This window comes from Stomatobaculum longum (assembly GCA_000242235.1).
In the GTDB taxonomy this organism is placed as follows: Bacteria; Bacillota; Clostridia; order Lachnospirales; family Lachnospiraceae; genus Moryella; species Moryella longum.
Genome location: JH590862.1, coordinates 1 through 18,249 on the forward strand (window position 1 = coordinate 1; position 18,249 = coordinate 18,249).

General features: G+C 57.3%; 12 protein-coding genes, 2 tRNA genes, 2 rRNA genes and 1 riboswitch. Of the genes, 1 reads left to right on the forward strand and 15 read right to left on the reverse strand.

Annotated features, from left to right (window positions below; translation table 11 throughout):
- The 15 genes from HMPREF9623_RS02950 to HMPREF9623_RS10800 form a co-directional block, all read right to left on the reverse strand.
- Positions 1-73 (reverse strand) — tRNA-Ala (locus HMPREF9623_RS02950).
- A gap of 6 nt (positions 74-79) precedes the next feature.
- Positions 80-197: ribosomal RNA gene (gene rrf / locus HMPREF9623_RS02955) — 5S ribosomal RNA — on the reverse strand.
- A 60-nt stretch (positions 198-257) separates the two neighbouring features.
- A 16S ribosomal RNA gene (locus tag HMPREF9623_RS02960) occupies positions 258-1,788 on the reverse strand.
- A gap of 713 nt (positions 1,789-2,501) precedes the next feature.
- Complete coding sequence (locus HMPREF9623_RS02970) at positions 2,502-4,736, reverse strand: DNA gyrase/topoisomerase IV subunit A (protein WP_009532406.1); 2,235 nt, start codon at positions 4,734-4,736, stop codon at positions 2,502-2,504.
- A gap of 18 nt (positions 4,737-4,754) precedes the next feature.
- Entirely contained in the window at positions 4,755-6,686 is a 1,932-nt protein-coding gene (locus tag HMPREF9623_RS02975; RefSeq protein ID WP_009532407.1) for a DNA gyrase/topoisomerase IV subunit B, read from the reverse strand.
- A 65-nt stretch (positions 6,687-6,751) separates the two neighbouring features.
- Positions 6,752-6,822 (reverse strand) — tRNA-Gly (locus HMPREF9623_RS02980).
- A gap of 22 nt (positions 6,823-6,844) precedes the next feature.
- Positions 6,845-7,279 (reverse strand): Fur family transcriptional regulator, encoded by a 435-nt coding sequence (locus tag HMPREF9623_RS02985; protein WP_009532408.1) that lies wholly within the window; start codon positions 7,277-7,279, stop codon positions 6,845-6,847.
- Positions 7,280-7,404: 125 nt separating this feature from the next.
- Complete coding sequence (locus tag HMPREF9623_RS02990) at positions 7,405-9,081, reverse strand: formate--tetrahydrofolate ligase (protein WP_009532409.1); 1,677 nt, start codon at positions 9,079-9,081, stop codon at positions 7,405-7,407.
- A 36-nt stretch (positions 9,082-9,117) separates the two neighbouring features.
- Positions 9,118-10,365, reverse strand: coding sequence for a sodium/glutamate symporter (gene gltS, locus HMPREF9623_RS02995; protein WP_009532410.1), 1,248 nt, complete (start codon positions 10,363-10,365; stop codon positions 9,118-9,120).
- 27 nt (positions 10,366-10,392) lie between these two features.
- Positions 10,393-11,031 (reverse strand): cyclodeaminase/cyclohydrolase family protein, encoded by a 639-nt coding sequence (locus tag HMPREF9623_RS03000; protein ID WP_009532411.1) that lies wholly within the window; start codon positions 11,029-11,031, stop codon positions 10,393-10,395.
- Complete coding sequence (ftcD, locus tag HMPREF9623_RS03005) at positions 11,028-11,981, reverse strand: glutamate formimidoyltransferase (protein ID WP_009532412.1); 954 nt, start codon at positions 11,979-11,981, stop codon at positions 11,028-11,030. Before ftcD ends, HMPREF9623_RS03000 begins: the two co-directional genes overlap by 4 nt.
- A 344-nt stretch (positions 11,982-12,325) precedes the next feature.
- Positions 12,326-13,363 (reverse strand): ABC transporter substrate-binding protein, encoded by a 1,038-nt coding sequence (locus HMPREF9623_RS03010; RefSeq protein ID WP_009532413.1) that lies wholly within the window; start codon positions 13,361-13,363, stop codon positions 12,326-12,328.
- A complete protein-coding gene (locus HMPREF9623_RS03015; protein WP_009532414.1) occupies positions 13,360-14,154 on the reverse strand; it encodes an ABC transporter permease in 795 nt (264 codons plus the stop codon). Before HMPREF9623_RS03015 ends, HMPREF9623_RS03010 begins: the two co-directional genes overlap by 4 nt.
- Positions 14,151-14,918: an ABC transporter ATP-binding protein gene (locus HMPREF9623_RS03020; protein ID WP_009532415.1), complete on the reverse strand. Its 768-nt coding sequence runs from the start codon at positions 14,916-14,918 to the stop codon at positions 14,151-14,153. The genes HMPREF9623_RS03015 and HMPREF9623_RS03020 overlap by 4 nt, the downstream gene beginning before the upstream one ends.
- A 53-nt stretch (positions 14,919-14,971) precedes the next feature.
- A riboswitch (TPP riboswitch) is annotated at positions 14,972-15,071 on the reverse strand.
- 43 nt (positions 15,072-15,114) lie between these two features.
- Positions 15,115-16,944, reverse strand: coding sequence for a L,D-transpeptidase (locus tag HMPREF9623_RS10800; protein WP_009532416.1), 1,830 nt, complete (start codon positions 16,942-16,944; stop codon positions 15,115-15,117).
- Positions 16,945-17,117: 173 nt separating this feature from the next.
- Here HMPREF9623_RS10800 and asnA point away from each other — a divergent pair, with 173 nt between their 5' ends.
- On the forward strand, positions 17,118-18,125 hold the full coding sequence (gene asnA, locus HMPREF9623_RS03030; protein ID WP_009532417.1) for an aspartate--ammonia ligase: 1,008 nt from the start codon (positions 17,118-17,120) through the stop codon (positions 18,123-18,125).
- The last annotated feature ends 124 nt before the right edge of the window (positions 18,126-18,249 follow it).

Sequence of the window (18,249 nt, forward strand, 5' to 3'; positions counted from 1 at the left end):
TGGAGATGGAGAGATTCGAACTCTTGACCCCCTGCTTGCAAGGCAGGTGCTCTCCCAACTGAGCTACACCCCCATAATAATCCGGCGCCCGCCTATTCTCCCATACCGTTACCAGCATAGTACCTTCGGCCGTCTTCCTCTTAACCGTCGTGTTCGGGATGGGAACGGGTGTTTCAAGAAGACGCATCGACACCGGAAATCCGGTGAACCATTAATCAAAAACCAGACAGCACAAACAACCCTTACTCTTTCCTTAGAAAGGAGGTGATCCAGCCGCACCTTCCGATACGGCTACCTTGTTACGACTTCACCCCAGTTATCCGCCCCGCCTTCGGCAGCTCCCTCCCTAAGGTTGGGTCACTGACTTCGGGCGTTGCTGACTCCCATGGTGTGACGGGCGGTGTGTACAAGACCCGGGAACGTATTCACCGCGACATGCTGATTCGCGATTACTAGCAATTCCAGCTTCGTGCAGTCGAGTTGCAGACTGCAGTCCGAACTGAGACGTTATTTTTGAGCTTTGCTTAAACTCGCGTTCTCGCTTCTCTTTGTTAACGCCATTGTAGCACGTGTGTTGCCCAAATCATAAGGGGCATGATGATTTGACGTCATCCCCACCTTCCTCCCGGTTATCCCGGGCAGTCTCGCCGGAGTGCCCAGCTTTACCTGCTGGCTACCGGCAATAGGGGTTGCGCTCGTTGCGGGACTTAACCCAACATCTCACGACACGAGCTGACGACAACCATGCACCACCTGTCACTCCTGTCCCGAAGGAAAGCACCCATTACGGTGCGGTCAGAAGGATGTCAAGATTTGGTAAGGTTCTTCGCGTTGCTTCGAATTAAACCACATGCTCCACTGCTTGTGCGGGTCCCCGTCAATTCCTTTGAGTTTCATTCTTGCGAACGTACTCCCCAGGTGGAATACTTATTGCGTTTGCGACGGCACCGATGCCCTTCGGGCACCAACACCTAGTATTCATCGTTTACCGCGTGGACTACCAGGGTATCTAATCCTGTTTGCTCCCCACGCCTTCGAGCCTCAACGTCAGTTTTCGTCCAGCAGGCCGCCTTCGCCACCGGTGTTCTTCCTAATATCTACGCATTTCACCGCTACACTAGGAATTCCGCCTGCCCCTCCGATACTCAAGCCTTGCAGTTTCCAAAGCAGTCCCGCGGTTAAGCCGCGGGCTTTCACTTCAGACTTGCAGAGCCGTCTGCGCTCCCTTTACACCCAGTAAATCCGGATAACGCTTGCCCCCTACGTATTACCGCGGCTGCTGGCACGTAGTTAGCCGGGGCTTCTTACTCAGGTACCGTCATTTTCTTCCCTGCTGATAGAGCTTTACATACCGAAATACTTCTTCACTCACGCGGCGTCGCTGCATCAGGGTTTCCCCCATTGTGCAATATTCCCCACTGCTGCCTCCCGTAGGAGTTTGGGCCGTGTCTCAGTCCCAATGTGGCCGGTCATCCTCTCAGATCGGCTATCGATCGTCGCTTTGGTGGGCCGTTACCCCGCCAACTGGCTAATCGAACGCGGGTCCATCTCATACCACCGGAGTTTTTACCCCTGCACCATGCGGTGCTGTGGTCTTATGCGGTATTAACAGTCGTTTCCAGCTGTTATCCCCCTGTATGAGGCAGGTTACCCACGCGTTACTCACCCGTCCGCCACTCGAAATGAAGGCTTCCGCCCGAAGGTTTCCATCTCCATTTCTCGTTCGACTTGCATGTGTTAAGCACGCCGCCAGCGTTCATCCTGAGCCAGGATCGAACTCTCAAATTTAAGTTTGTTCGTTCCGGTCAAAATAACGTTGGTCTTTCTCAGTTATTTTACCCGTTATTACTTGGTTTGGTTCTTTTTTGAAATTCTTTTGGAAGCTCACGGACACATTCGAAAGATGTCCGCGAGCCCTCTGTTTTCACAGAGATTTCAGGGTTGTTTGTACTGTCTGATCTTTGATTTTCAAGGTTCTTGGCTCGCCCTCACGAGCAAGCTTGTGTACTATACCACCCCTGTAACCGAGCGTCAAGCGTTTTTCCAAACTTTTTCATTTTTATTTTTGAAAATCGTAAAATCGCATTTCCCCGTCCGTCTTTTTGAGCGTACGGATATCGCCGCAGCCATAATTCAGCCTGCGCTTTTCTTGCCCGCATCTATTATGTGAACCGATTATTCCGTTCCGATAATTCTGCCCAGCGCACCGATTTGTTCTATCCCGCGATCTCATCGGCGGAAAGAAAGAGAGGCCGGGAGGGCCCCCCTACCCGGCTATCTCCGATCTTCTTCCTTCTCTCTGCACCGAAGTCTTATTTCAGTTTTTCACCCTTCGTATCCCGGTGGCCGCTCCGTAACATGAAAGCCGAGCAGGCTACACCTAAATCTTATTTCCGTTTTCACCTTTCGTATCCCGGTGGCTGCGCCGTAACATAAAAGCCGGGCAGGGCTTCCCCGTCCCGGCTCTCTTTTCTCTTCTTCCTTCTCTCTGCACCGAAGCCTTATTTCAGTTTTTCACCCTTTGTATCCCGGTGGCTGTGCCGTATCTTCTCCGGATTGACCTTCTTCCCGTTAAAGACAAACTCCTCCATGGGCGGCAGCAGCAGTGCTCGCTGCACAAAGTCGCTGTCGCCGAGGCGCATACCGCGCACGCCGCGCGCGTTCTTCTTCATTCGCGGCGCTTCTTCGACGTTAAAACGGAGCGCAAAATCCCCCTCACTGAGAAGCAGTGCATCCTGCCGACCTTTGCCGAGCGCGAGAACTGCCACGAGGCTGTCCGTATCGCCGAGTTTGGTCGCAACCACAGTCTTATTCGCGGTCTCGAATTCCGCGCCGTCAACGAGTTTTACATAGCCCTCGCGGCTCACAAAGAACAGCGTGGTCGCGCGGAGACTCCCCGCAGCCGCGACCAGCAGAATTTCTTCCTTTCGCCCGTCGAAGCGACTCACATTGTCAATCGGCACGCCCTTGTCCTTTAACTTGCCGGCCGGGAGCTCGCGCACCTTGACCTGATGCAGAACTCCCGCACTGGTATAGAGCTGTATCCTGCCGCTCGTCATAATCGGGATAACCGCGCGGTACTCGCTTTCGATCTGCTCCCGATTCTTCTCATAGCTCGCAACATCCAGAAGTTTTGCATAACCGAAGCGATCCAGGAGGAAGATGACCTGCTCATCCTCCGGTGCTTTCTCTTCGACCACAGCCTCCTTGCTGTTCTCGAGTGCGGTGCGGCGCGGCACGGCATACTCTTTTTTGATTGCCTCGAGATCTTTGATGAGAAGCTTGTCAAGCTTCGCACGGCTCGAAAGATACCCCTCGTAGGTCTCAATCTTCTTCAAGGTCTCCGCGTGCTCTTTTTCAAGCGCCAGAATCTCGAGACCGATCAGCTTATAGAGACGCATGTCCAGAATTGCCTGTGCCTGGCGCTCCGTGAAATGAAGCTTCGTCGCGTCGCGGAGAAAACTCGGGTCCTTGAAATAGATGCGGCTCGCATCGCCCGCCGTGAGGCAGGCCTTCGCGTCCTCCAGTTTCTTGGCACCGCGGAGTATCGCAATGATCAAGTCGATGCAATCGCAGGCGGCGATCAGTCCCTCCTGCACCTCCTGCTTTAAGCGCTCCTTTTCGAGCAATGTCGCATACTTCTTCTCGGCGTTCTCATACTGAAACGCGAGGTAGTGCTTTAAAATGCCCTTTAGGTCGAGTGTCTCCGGTCTGCCGTCCGCAATCGCGAGCATGTTGACACCGAAGCTGTCCTCGAGCTTGGTCTTCTTATAGAGCATGTTCTTGACGCGCTCCAGATCTGCGTCGCGGCGAAGTTCCAGGACAATGCGGACGCCCTCCTTGGAACTCTGGTTCGAGATATCGACGACCTCCGAGAGCTTTTTGCTCTCCACAAGTGCCGCCACATCCGTTAGAAATTTATCGATGCCCGCGCCGACCATGGTATAGGGAATCTCGGTGATGACCAGCTTGTCGCGGTCGCTCCGCTTCTGCCCGAGCTCCACCTCAATGCGACCGCGCAGCTTGATTTTGCCGACACCGGTCCTGTAAATCAGCGGGAGCTCGCTCTGATTGGCGACAATGCCGCCGGTCGGAAAATCCGGTCCCTTTAAGAGGCCGAGCAACTTCTCGTATTTAAGCTCCGGATTTTTGATGTAGGCGATGCAGGCGTCGCAGACCTCCCCCAGGTTATGCGGCGGAATCGAGGTCGACATGCCGACCGCTATGCCCTCCGCGCCGTTCACGAGGAGGTTCGGAATGCGCACCGGCAAAACCTCCGGCTCTTTCTCGGTCTCGTCGTAGTTCGAGACAAAGCGGACGGTCTTATCGAGGTCGCGGAGATAGACTTCCTCCGCAAACTTCTGCAGCTTCGCCTCGGTGTAACGCATGGCCGCAGCGCCGTCGCCCTCGATTGAGCCGAAGTTGCCGTGACCGTCGACCAGCGGCATGCCGCGCTTAAAGGGCTGGCTCATCACGACCAGGGTCTCGTAGATTGAGCTGTCACCGTGCGGGTGATATTTACCCATCGTATCACCGACAATACGCGCCGACTTCCGGTGCGGCTTGTCGTGACTTAAGTGCAGTTCGCTCATATCGTAGAGCACGCGCCGCTGCACCGGCTTTAAACCGTCCCGCGCGTCGGGAATCGCGCGGGCGGTGATCACACTCATCGAGTAGTCGAGATAGCTCTTCTGCATCTCTTCCGAGTATTCGGTTCGAAGAATTTTCTCTGCCATGGTATTCCTCTCTCGCCGTTATGCGTCGATTTCCGCTTCGTCCGCGTGGTCGTGGATGAAGTCGCGCCGCGGTCCCACATTGCTGCCCATTAAGAGAGCCGTAACCTCGCTCGCGAGGCGCGCGTCCTCGATCTCGACCCGCTTTAACATGCGCTGTTCCGGGTTCAGCGTGGTCTCCCAGAGCTGCTCCGGGTTCATCTCGCCGAGACCCTTGTAGCGCTGCAGGGTGAAGCTCCCCTCTTTGTGCTTTGCCTTGAATTTTTCGAGCGCCTTGTCGTCGTAAATGTAGACGCCGTCCTTGTCCTTGCCGCGCGTCGGAACTGCCTTATAGAGCGGCGGCATTGCAATGTATACATGACCGTCGTAGATGAGTTCCGGCATGAAGCGGTAGAGGAAGGTTAAGAGCAGGGTGTCGATGTGGCTACCGTCGACATCGGCATCCGTCATCAGAATAATTTTGTCATAGCGGAGCTTCGTGATGTCAAAGTCGTTGCCGTAGCCTTCCGAAAAGCCGCAGCCGAAGCTGTTGATCATGGTCTTGATCTCCGCGTTCGCAAGTACCTTGTCAATCGAAGCCTTTTCGACATTCAGAATTTTACCGCGTATCGGGAGTATCGCCTGATACATGCGGTTTCGCGCGGTCTTTGCGGAGCCGCCTGCGGAATCACCCTCGACAATGAAAATCTCACACTTCGCGGGATCCCGCGACTCACAGTTCGCGAGTTTTCCGTTCGAGTCAAATGAAAAGCGCGGCTTTGCCAGGAGGTTGGTTCTCGCCTTCTCCTCCGCCCGCCGTATCTTTGCCGACTTTTCGGCGCAGGCAATGATGGCGCGAACCGTCTCTAAGTCGCGGTCAAAGTAGCGCGTGAGCTCATCGCCCGCAATCGTGGAGACCGCCTTCGTCGCATCCGCGCTCGCGAGCTTGGTCTTGGTCTGTCCCTCGAAAATCGGATCCGGGTGCTTGATGGCGACAATCGCTGTCATGCCGTTTCGCGTGTCCGCGCCGGTGAAGTTCGCGTCCTTCTCCTTTAAGAAGCCGAGCTCGCGCGCATAGGTGTTGATGAGCTGCGTGAAGCGCGTCTTAAAGCCCTGTAAGTGCGTGCCGCCCTCGGCCGTGTAGATGCTGTTGCAGAAGCCGAGCAGCTTCTCTTCAAAGGCATCCACAAACTGGATGGCGCACTCAAGTTCAATGTCCTCGAAGCGCCCCTTGATGTAAATCGGCTCGTGGACCGCTGTCTGCCCCTCGTTCAGCGCGCGGACATAGGCAATGAGCCCCTCGGGCTCGCGGAACACTTCCTGTTCCGCCTCGCCGGGGAGCTTGTTCTCGTAATAGATGGTGATGCCGGGATTTAAGTAAGCGGTCTCGTGGAGTCTCGACTTTAACCAGTCCGCACGGAAATGCGTCTTCTCAAAGATTTCCGGGTCCGGCAGGAAGTTAATTTCCGTGCCGCTCTCCGCCTGCTTTCCGACAATCGGCAGGAGCCCGTTTTTCAGCGCCGTGGTCGGCTCGCCCCGCGAATAGCTGTCCTCGTAAACCACGCCGCCGCGGCTGATGCGTACCCGCATCTTTTTCGAGAGCGCGTTCACGACCGAGGAGCCCACGCCGTGCAGACCGCCGCTCGTCTTATAGGCGCTGTTATCGAACTTTCCGCCCGCGTGCAGGGTCGTCATGACGACGCGCTCCGCCGAGACACCTTTCCTATGCATCTCGACCGGAATGCCACGGCCGTTGTCCCGGACGGTACAGGAACCGTCTTTCTCGAGGACAATGTGAATCTCGCTGCAGTAGCCCGCGAGGTGTTCATCGATCGCATTGTCCATGATCTCGTAAATCAGGTGGTTCAGCGCCTTCTGCCCGACGCCGCCGATGTACATGCCCGGACGCTTTCTGACCGCTTCGAGACCCTCCAGCACGGTGATGCTGTCCGCATTGTACTGTGTCTTTGCCATCTCTCCTCCTTAGCGCCGCGGAAACGGCGAAAAAAAGAGACCGAAGTCTCCCTTCGGTCCCATGCAGCAAGCGACGGGAATCGAACCCGCGTCCCAAGCTTGGGAAGCTTGTGTTCTACCATTGAACCACGCCTGCATACAAATCAGTATACCGGAATTCAAGAGGATTGTAAACCTTCTTTTTTCTTCCGGCACGCCTCGCAATAGCCGTAGAGCACCGTGCCCTCGCATTGCAATGAAAAGCCGTGACCGCGCATCAAATGCTCTCTGACCTCATCCATGAAGTCACAATCCATGTGGATAATTTTGCCGCAGCCGAGACACTTTAAGTGCAGGTGGTCCGCACAGTGCCGCCCCTCGACTTCGAGCTGATAGACAGCCTTCTCGCCCTTCTCCGCGACATATTTGAGAATCTTCTTTTCCTCGTACAGGCGGTCCAGATTGCGGTATACCGTCGTCGGGCTCACATTCAGGCCAATGCCCTGCAGATGATCCAGAATATCCGAAGCGCTCACGGTTCTGCCCGCCGAGGCCTCCAGATATTTCATGATTTCCTGTCTTGACTTTGTGCTGTATGTTCCGCTCCTCTTCATAGCCGCCCCCTTGCAGGAAGGATAGCACAGAACATTCGTTTTGTAAAGAGACGCCAACGGGCGGCAGCCCGGTTGCAATGCCGGTCCGCCGCCCGTTCATGTCTTACTTCAGGGCTTCTTCCGCGTCAGAAGAGACCTGTGATTTTTCCGTTCTCATCGACATCGATGTGCTCTGCCGCCGGTACCTTCGGGAGACCCGGCATGGTCATGATGTCACCTGTCTTCACGACAATGAAGCCCGCGCCCGCCGAGACCTTGACCTCGCGGACCGTAATCTTGAAGCCGCGCGGCGCACCGGTCAGATTCTTGTTGTCCGAGAAGCTGAACTGTGTCTTTGCCATGCAGACCGGATAGTGCCCAAAGCCGAGTTCCTCGAGGCGCTTCGCCTGCTTCTTTGCCTCGGCCGTGAGCACCACGCCGTCGCCGCGGTACACTTCGCGCACAATCTTGTTGAGTTTCTCCTCGAGGCTGTCGCTGTCCTCGTAGGCAAAGCGGAAGTGGTTGTCCGCCTTGTCCTCGCAGAGACGCATGACCTCGCGTGCGAGCGCCTCGCTGCCTTCGCCGCCCTTCGCCCAGACTTCGGAGAGCACGACATTGACGCCGAGCTTCTTGCACTCGTCCGCGATGCAGTTCAGCTCCTCCTCGGAGTCAAACGGGAAGCGGTTGATTGCAACCACGGTCGGAAGGCCGAAGACCTTCGTCATGTTCTCGACATGCTGCAAAAGGTTCGGAAGACCCTTCTTCAGTGCCTCGACATTCGGCGTATTGAGCTCTGCCTTGTCGACACCGCCGTGGTGCTTCAATGCGCGCACGGTTGCGACCACGACCGCACAATCCGGGCGCAGACCCGTCATGCGGCACTTGATATCAATGAACTTCTCTGCGCCGAGATCGGCACCGAAGCCCGCCTCCGTGACCGCGTAGTCGTTCAGGCGAAGTGCCAGTCTGGTCGCGAGCACGGAGTTGCAGCCGTGCGCAATGTTTGCGAACGGTCCGCCGTGAATGAAGGCCGGCGTGTGCTCTAAGGTCTGCACGAGGTTCGGCTTCAGCGCATCCTTTAAGAGCGCCGTGAGCGCACCCTCCGCGTGCAGGTCGCCCGCGGTCACCGGCTCATTATCCATGTTGTAGCCGATGATCATGCGCGCCAGTCTCTCCTTCAGATCCTTTAAGTCCTTCGCGAGGCAGAAGACCGCCATGATCTCGCTTGCGACCGTGATCTCGAAGCCGTCCTCGCGGACGCGGCCGTCGGTTCTCTTGCCGAGACCGTCGATGATGTTGCGGAGCTGACGGTCGTTCATATCGACCGCGCGCTTCCAGGTGATGCGCTTGTCATCGATGCGGAGCGCGTTGCCCTGGAAAATATGGTTGTCGATCAACGCCGCAAGGAGGTTATTTGCTGCGCCGATTGCATGGAAGTCGCCGGTAAAGTGAAGGTTAATCTCCTCCATCGGCACGACCTGCGCATAGCCGCCGCCCGCAGCGCCGCCCTTCACGCCGAAGACCGGACCGAGCGAGGGCTCGCGGAGTGCGACCGCAACGCTCTTACCGAGACGCTTTAAGCCGTCCGCAAGGCCGACGGAAGTCGTCGTCTTGCCCTCGCCCGCGGGCGTCGGGGTGATGGCCGTGACCAGCACAAGCTTGCCGTCCGGCTTACCCTCGGTGTCCTTTAAGAGCTGATAGCTCACCTTTGCCTTGTCCTTGCCGTACTGCTCCAGATATTTTTCATCGATGCTCTCGGCGCGGGCAATGTCTTCGATTCTGGCTGCCTGCGCCTCCTGCGCAATCTCAATATCTGTTTTCATACGCGTTCTCCTTTCGTCCCGCCCTGCGGGTCCCGTTTATTTTGCTGCAACATTATGGACAAAAAAGCGTATAAATGCAATGGTCTGCGGCTGGTAGATGATGTCCACCAGGAAAGCGCCGACAATCGGCACAATCATAAACGCGCGGTGCGACATGCCGTACTTCTCCGTGACTGCCGTCATGTTGACAATCGCCGAAGGTGTGGCACCGAGTCCGTGCCCGCAGAGTCCCGCGCACATCACGGCCGCATCGTAATTGCTGCCGAGCAGGCGGAACACAATGAAGTAAGCCGCAAAAATCATGAAAATGACCTGGCAGCAGACCACGAGCAACACGCCGCCGATTAATCCCGCGAGCTCCCAGAGCTTTAAGCTCATGAGCGCCATCGAGAGATAGAGCGACAGCATCACTTCGCCGATACCGTCTGTCAGCGCATAATCAAAGCTGAAAAACCGTAGCTTCTCGTTCAGGTTTCGCACAAGCACCGCGACAAACATCGCGCCGACATAGGTCGGGAACGACATGCCGATGGCAGCACCAATCAGCGCGGAAACCTTCGCGCCGACCGCCATGCAGACTAAGAGCACCGTGACGTTTTCCATGATGACACGGGCGCTCCGCGCCTCGCCGCTGCTCTTGTTGACCTCAAAGACATCGCTCCCCTGAAAGCTGTCCGCCTTGTCGGGCGTCAGCTTATGCCGGACAATCAGCTGACTGCCGAGCGGTCCGCCTATCATGACCGCCGTAATGAGACCGAAGGTTGCCGCCGCAGCGCCGACCAGCATCGCCTGATCGTAGCCCATCTCGGTGAACTGCGCCCCGTAAGACGCAGCAGCGCCGTGACCGCCTATCATCGAGATGGCACTGGATAACAGCGCATAGGGCGCGGGCAGGCCGATGGCCGTTCCGACCGCAATGCCGATTGCGTTCTGAATGACCGAAATCACGCCCGAAATCAGCCAGTAGACCACCAGCATGACGCCGCCGCGCTTTAAGAGCGAAAAACTCGCCGAGAGTCCGACTGTCGTGAAGAACGCCAGCATGAACGGACTCTGAAAGTAGGTGTCGAAACTCACCTGGAAACTCCCCGTCACATGGCCGAGGAAGGTTAAAAACATGAAGAGGAAACCGCCCACCACCGGTGCGGGAATGCAATAGTGGTTTAGTATCCGGACGCGGTTTTTCACCGCCGCTCCCAGAAGCAATAAGAGCGCCGCGAGCGCCAAGGTCGTAATCGCATCCGCCTCGATTTGGAGGGTGGAATTCAGGATCTGTATGCTCACAACTCCGCTCCTTTCGTTCGCGCAGTTTTAAATCTCTCTTGTCAGCTCGGAGAGCGCAAAGATTTCGCGCTCCGCCGCAATCGCCTGCTCCTCAAGCGCCGCAACGCGCGCGCTGTACTCGGCGACAAAGTCCTCATCCTCAATCGAGGCGAGATTAATCTTCACATTGAGGCCCGCGCCGATCACAGCGGTTCTCGCCGCCATCGCCGCGACGAGGCCGTCGGTCACGGCATTCGTATTGCCGCGCTCCACCACCGTCTTAGCGAGCGGGAAAATGCGCGCCGCGGTCTCCGCGACATGGCAGGGAACCTTGGCCGCGGACTTTAAGCCGTTCTGCATTGCGGCCTTCCGTGCCGCCTTCTCTTCGTCCGTGTTCTTCGGCAGCGCCATCGCCGCCATGAACTCGTTGAAGGAATCGGAGTCGCGGTCAATCTCCTCGACCAGCTCCTTCTTCAGTGCCTCGGCCGCCGCTGCGACCTCGCGCATCTCTGCCTCAACCTCGACATACTTCTTCTTGCCGACGGTCAGACCCGCGACCATGCCCGTGAGCGCCGCGGAGAGGGATCCGAAAAGTGCCGAGACCGAACCGCCGCCCGGCGCCGGGGCATCGGAAGCCGTGAGATCCACAAACGCGGCGACGCTCATTTCTTTCAGCTTTTCGCTCATGCCTCTTCCTCCTCATCCTCAAGAAGCCAGTTCTCCATGATCTGCTTCTTCGCGTCGAACTTCATCGGTCCGAACATGCAAGCCTGCAGGTAGTACTCCGCGCAGTCAATCAGGGACTGCATCGGCACGACACCGACAATCTCACTCTCGAGGACATTGACGCCGTAGCGGCGCGCCTCCATCTTGACTGCCTCAAATGCGCGGTAGATAGCTGTCTTCTCGTAGTTCACGAGGTTCATCGAAACCTGCGCCACGGTATCTTTGCCGGAGTAGTGATCCTTCAGCTCGACGCCGATGGCCTTGATGAAGTGGTAGCCGCCGCGGATATTCTTGACCGCGTCCGCAATGTGGTTTGCGATTTCCATATTGTCCGTGTCGAGGTTCACATTGTACGCAATGAGCGGCATTCTCGCGCCGATTGCGACGACACCTGCGGTCGGATGAATGTGATCCGGTCCGAAGTCCGGGGTCCAGAGCTCCTTGTCCTGCAGCTTCTCTGCCATGCCCTCGAACTGACCCTTGCGGATCTTTGCGAGGTTTGCTCTGTGCGGTGCGGTTGCGGAATCCTCATATAAGAAGACCGGAATGCCGAACTTCTCGCCGACTGCCTTTCCGACTTCCTTTGCGATTGCATCCGCCTCTGCGACGGTTGTATTGCGGCAGGGGATGAAGGGAACCACGTCGACAGCGCCCATACGCGGATGCTGTCCCTCGTGCTTGGTCATATCGATCAACTGCACAGCGACTTCAAACGAGTCGATGACTGCGTCGCGGAGCGCTTCCGGTTCGCCGACTGCGGTAATCACGCAGCGATTGTGGTTCACATCGGTCTGGCAATCCAGAAGCCGGACATTCTTTCTGTTCTTGAAGCACGCGGCAATTTTTGCCACCTTCTCCATGTCACGTCCTTCGCTGTAATTCGGCACAGTCTCAAGCAGTTTCTTTGCCATTTGTCTCCTCCTTTATCGGTTGGCAGCGACACCCTGCCGCCGCTCTTTTATTATACTCAGCTTTTTTGGTTTGTGCACATCTTTTTATTTAAGATTACAAAATAGACAATTCATCGACATTCTGTCCATTTTTAAGTGTCTCGAGCGGAAATCCATTAGAGAAACTGTATGCAATCCGCAGAAAACTGCCTTGCTTTCTACGCCTTGGCCTACAGCATTGCCTTGTCTCGGACAAACCCGAAAAAAGAGACCGTCCCGATCGGGGCGGTCTCTTCTTTTGTTTCGTGTTCTCTTTGCTTCCGGGCAACTTTTCCGCCCCACTCACCTTCGGCTACCCTGTTCTCTCAGTTTCCGCTCCCCGCCGGGAGCAGTTCCTTAAGTTCCGGCGCTCTCTGAATGAGGCCCTCCTGCTTCATCCAGTCGATGTTCTCCTGCCAGCAGCTCTCTGTCTGCGAGAGGAAGGGCGCACTGTCGCTCTCCATCTTCGGCAGCAGCACGGCCGCACTCTTCTTCTCGACATTCTCACTGAGCGGGAAGTTCTCGGCATTCTGCTTTTCGAGCAGCAGCTTCACAGCCGCGTCCGGGTCTGCCTTGAAATCCGCAAAGCCCTTCTTTGCCGCGCGCACAAATTTCTCCGCGAGCTCCGGCTTATCTTTCAGCACGCTGTCATTCGTAATCAGGCAGAGCTCGTAGTAATTCGGAACGCCGTACTCGGTCGGCGAGAAGTAGTTGAGCGAAAAGCCCTCTTCCTCAAGCTGCGGCACCTCGTGGTTCACGAGACAGCCTATGGTCGCATCCACCTGCCCTGTGGTCATGGAGCTCATGAGATCAAAGCCCACATTCTTTAAGGTGAGGGCGCTCGTATCCGCGCCGACCTTCCGCATGAGCACCGAAATCATGGCCTCGGAGAGCGGCGTCCCCGCATAGCCGACGGTCTTGCCCTCGAGGTCCTTCGGACTCAGAATATTTTTATCCTTCAGCGAGAGCACAATGTTCAGCGGGCTCTGGCAGACCGCACCGAGCGACTTCACCTTGACGCCCTGATCCGCGACCATCTGGATGATGTCCTGCTGATAGTAGAGTCCGAATTCCGCCTTGCCCGCCGAGACGAGCGAAATCGCATCGTTCTCGTTCGAGGGGAACTGCACATGGACATTGAGTCCTTCTTCGGCAAAGTAGCCCTTCTCGATTGCCTCATACAAAAAGGCGTGCACGGCATTCGGATACCAGTCGAGGACAATGTTCACATCCTCCGCTTTCTCCTGTCCCTTGGCCTGTTTCTCGGGCTTGCCGCCGCAGGCTGTGAGCGCCGTCAAAAGCGCAAGTCCGGTCACGGCAGCCGCTATGCGCCGCCAAATCTGTCCGCCAAACCGTTTCTTCATGAATCTCTCCTCCTTGTCTCTTCTCTGTCGCTGTCTTGATGATTTCGAAACCTGAGCGCTCTCGTCTCTATCTGCCGCGCAAGTGCCGTGAGCAGCATTGCCGCGACACTTAAGAGCACAATCGGCGCAAAAACGCCCGCGCCGTCGAGCTGTGTCATCATGCGGCGGGAGAAATAGCCGAGCCCCGCCTGGGCGCCGAGCCACTCGCCGATGGCCGCACCGATGACCGAGAGCGGTATTGCCATACGAATTGCCGTAAAAAAGGAAGGCAGCACAGCCGGGAGCTTTAACTTCCAAAAGAGCTGCCACCGCGTCGCACCGAGCGTCTGCATGAGTTCTGTCATCTCCGGCGGAATCGCGCGAAAACCGTCCGAGAGCGTGACCGCAATCGGGAAAAAGGTCATGAGCACGGCCGCGAGCACCTTGCTCCAGATACCGTAGCCGAGCCAGAGCACAAAGAGCGGCGCGAGCGCCGTGGTCGGAATGGTCTGTGAGGCGACAAGAAGCGGGTAGAGCGCCCGCTCCGCCGTTTTACTCTGATCCATGAGAATCGCGAGAAAAATTCCGAGCAGCAGCGAGAGCAGCAACGAAACGGCGACGACCGCCATAGTCGCCGGAAGGTGTACCAAGAGGAGCGGCTTCCGGAGCTCATAGATGCGGCGCAAGATCTGTGTCGGCGACGGCAAAATATAGGCCGCGTTCATGCGCCGCGCAAGCAGTTCCCAGGCGAGTAAAAACAGAGCCGTCAGCAAAAGGGAAGGCAACTGCCTCCGTATCGTCTTTCTGTTCATGCCGTCATCTCCCGCGCGAGAAGTTGTATCAGTTCCCGCTTTAAGTCGAGCGCCGCCGCCTGTCCGAGACTCTCCACGCTACGCGGATAAGAGAGCGGCACGCGAAATTCTCTAAGCGACCGCACTGGCCGCGATGTGATGACCAGAATGCGCTCCGAGAGAAAGATAGCCTCCTCGACATCGTGTGTCACAAACAGAATGGTCCGCTTCTCCTGCCGCCACCTCTCGAGGAGCCACTCCCGCATCGAGAGCCGGGTCATATAGTCGAGCGCCGAAAAGGGCTCATCTAAGAGAAGAAGTTTTGCGCCGGTCAGCAAGGTCCGCGCGAACGCCGCCCGCTGCCGCATACCGCCGGAGAGCGAGAGCGGGCTCTTGTCCGCCCAGCCTTGAAGCCCCACCGCTTCCAGTACAGCCTCGGCCTTCGCCCGCCGGGTCTCCCGGTCGAGCGACTTCTCGCCGAGTTCCAGCGGCAGCCCGACATTGTCCGCGACAGTCCGCCACGGAAACAAAAGGTCCTGTTGCGGCATGTACCCGCAGTAGCGCCTCTTCTCCGCAATCGGCACACCCTCCGCCAGGATGCTGCCGGACTCGGGCAAGAGAAGCCCGTTCATCAGGCGAAACAGGCTGCTCTTGCCCGCGCCGCTCGGCCCGAGAATCGAGACAAATTCCCCCGCTTCCACCCGAAACGAGAGCCTGTCCAGTAACAAAGGGCCGCTGCTCCCGGCATAGCGAAAACTCACTTCCGAAAATTCCAATGCTGTCATTGTTTCTCCTCAAGCTGTCCATACAAAAAAGGACAGAACTGCCCGATGGCATCTCTGTCCTTTCATGAGATTCCTACGTTGGCATTACCCAAATCAGGTTTTCGGGTTCCGGTCCTCCGGTCTCAGCTGCACACAGCACCCCGTCTCGTTTTCTGTTTTGATTTTAGTCACCCGCACGCAGGCTGTCAAGTCAGTCTCAGTGCACATAGACCGGCATGCCGACCGTAATTCGCTCGTAGAGCTGTTTTGCAAAGGCCGACGGGAGGTTAATGCAGCCGTGGCTGCCGTTCGACTGATAGATGTTGCCGCCGAACTTGCCGCGCCAGCTCGCATCGTGCAGCCCGATGCCGCCGTCAAACGGCATCCAGTAGCTCACAAACGCCGCATAGAGATTCTGGGACCCGCGAAGAATCCGATTCCGCTGCTTGTAAGCGATGCGGAAGTTACCGTAGTGCGTGGCTCTCTCCCGGGTCGGAAGGCCGGTCACGCAGGCGCTCTCCATCACCTTCCTGCCGTTTTCAAAGAGAATCACGCGCTGTTTCTCGATGCTGATGTCGATATAGTTCAGGCCGTGTCCCAGTTGGAACTCGGGATCGGCCGCGAGCACCGGGACAAAGAGATCGTCCTTCGCCATCACAATCTCACCGTTCAGAGACTTCGGCGTCTCCTTCACCGCGCTGCCGCCCTCGCTCTCATCGCCGCTGTTGCCCTCGGCAGTGAGGCTCTCGACCGTCTCGGTCTCGACCGGCGCCGCGCCGACCGCAATCGTATCGCCGTTGACGCTCTCGGTCTGAACCGTCTCTGCGGCGGTTTGGCTCTCCGCAGCCGTCGCCTCCGCGCCCGCCGCAGCCTGGGCGGGCGCCGGATCCGGATCCGGATTCTCGATGAAAATGCCGTCCCGGAGAGAAGCTGTCAGCACCGGACTCGCGGCATCCGCCGCTCTGTCTTCCTCGGATTTCAGCGTCGCGATGTACTCCGGCGCCTGGGTCTGCTGCGCCTCGGCCTCCTTTAGGAGCTGCTCGGCCTTCGCCTTGTCCTTCTCGCGCCGCGCCGCGCGCTTTGCGGCTTTCAGCTTCTTTGCATTGGCCGCAAGCCGCGCCGCCTTTTGCGCCTCGCTCTCCCGCGCCGGGCGGTTGATGCCGAGCTTTGCGCAGAGAATTTGCATCATACGTTCGCTGTCCACGACATAGTTCTCGCCGCCGTGTTCCGCGGAAAGTGCCGCGAGCTGCGGCTCAAACTGTCCCTGCAGTCCGTTCACATAGTCTTCGAGCGCCGCATAGTCAAGGCCTGTCGTGCCGTCCCGGGTCTCGCGGAGCCAGCTGTTCAGCGTCTCGCTGTCCAGCTGTACCGTTGCCTGCCCGATGAAGAAGGTGAAGTCGTGATTGACCAGCGCGTTTCGCGCGGCTGCCTTTTCGGCCAGGGTGGCATTGTCCGCGGTCACCGCGGGCTGCACCGCAAAGGTGTCGGTGAGGTCAAGCTCGCTCTGGTCGCTCTGCAGCGCCTCGACCACGGCATTCAGAATGTCCTCTTTGCTCGCGCTCCAGCCGGTCTCCGCCGACAAAACGGAATAGCCGGCATCCGCCGTATAGTCGGAGAGTTTGGCATCCTGCGCCGGAATCGAGACCTCAAAGAGCCCCTGCTCCTCGAGAAGTTTCTCGACCGCATCGCGGTGCACATCGACAGTTCTCTTGCTCAGAAGCTCATGCCGCTGAAAAATCGCGACCGGCCACGCGAACGAGGAGCCGTCTTTCAGCGCTTCCTTCCAGTTATCCCGGCTCTCGACCCCGAGCACATCCTTCCGGTGCAGAGAATAGCTCAGATCCTTGACGCGTATGCCGAGCGAGCCCTCGGTCGCCGCCGCCGTAATCAGTTCCTGCGCTCTCGTATAGGAAATCAGCGAGGCATCCTTTCCGTCCACTGTCGAATTCGGGTAAGTATGACCCGCAAAAAAAGCGGCCCCGGCCAGATAACAGACGCAAAGTGCTGCCGCGGCGCCACCCAGTATCTTCTTTTGTTTCCGTTCCATCTCTCTGCCCTTGCCTACCCTCCGTCTTCATAAAAATTTTATACTCTATTTTAACATTCGAAGCGTCTTTTGAGAAGCTATGACAACAAAAAACCTTGCACACCGCAGTGCAAAGTGCTATGCTGATACGAAATTTTTTCATGTTGTTGTTTCTTTCAGATTGGAGGCAAGGTATGGCACTCGTCATTCCGGAGCACTACGATCCTGTGCTCTCGGTCCGTGAGACCCAGGAGGCAATCAAATTTATCCGCGACCTGTTCCAGAAAGAGTTCGGTCGACAGATGAACCTGGAGCGCGTCTCCGCACCGCTCTTCGTGACCGAAAAAAGCGGCTTAAACGACAATCTAAACGGCGTGGAGCGCCCGGTCAATTTTGACCTGCTCTCTCTGCCGGGCGAGAACATCGAAGTGGTGCAGTCGCTCGCCAAGTGGAAGCGCCTTGCCTTAAAGCGCTACGGCTTCAAGCCGGGCGAGGGGCTCTACACAAACATGAACGCCATCCGCCGCGATGAAGAACCGGATAACCTCCACTCCTGCTATGTGGACCAGTGGGACTGGGAGCGCGTGATTCGCAAAGAGGACAGAAGCATCGAAGTGCTCGAGGACACCGTGCAGCGCATCTTCACGATTATCAAGCACATGCAGCATGAAGTCTGGTACAAGTACCCGGACGCCTGCTACCGCCTCCCGCGGGAAATCACCTTCATCGACGCAGAAGAACTTCTGAAGCGCTACCCGACGCTCACCCCGAAGGAGCGCGAAAATGCGATTGCGCGTGAGTGTGGCGCTGTCTTTGTGGAGCGCATCGGCGGCGCGCTCTCTAACGGCGAGCCCCACGACCTCCGCGCGCCGGACTACGACGACTGGAACTTAAACGGCGACATTCTCTTCTGGTTTGAGCCCCTGCAGTGTGCACTCGAGCTCTCGAGCATGGGTATCCGCGTCTCGCCGGAGAGCCTTGACGCGCAGTTAAAGCTCACGCACTGCGAGAACCGCCGCGTCCTCCCCTACCACAAGGCGCTCTTAAACGGCGAACTACCCTATACCATCGGCGGCGGCATCGGCCAGAGCCGCCTCTGCATGCTCTTACTCGGCAGAGCGCACATCGGCGAAGTCCAGGCGAGCATCTGGCCCGAGGAGATGATCGATACCTGCGCGGCCCACAACATCACCCTGCTGTAAAGCGCCGAACCCGCAGGCGTTTTCGGACTTGTATCCGCATCTAAGCCCGCGGCATAGACAAAAAATCCGCAGACAACCGAACTGTCTGCGGATTTTTTTGTCTTTCATCTGACGAATTTACGCC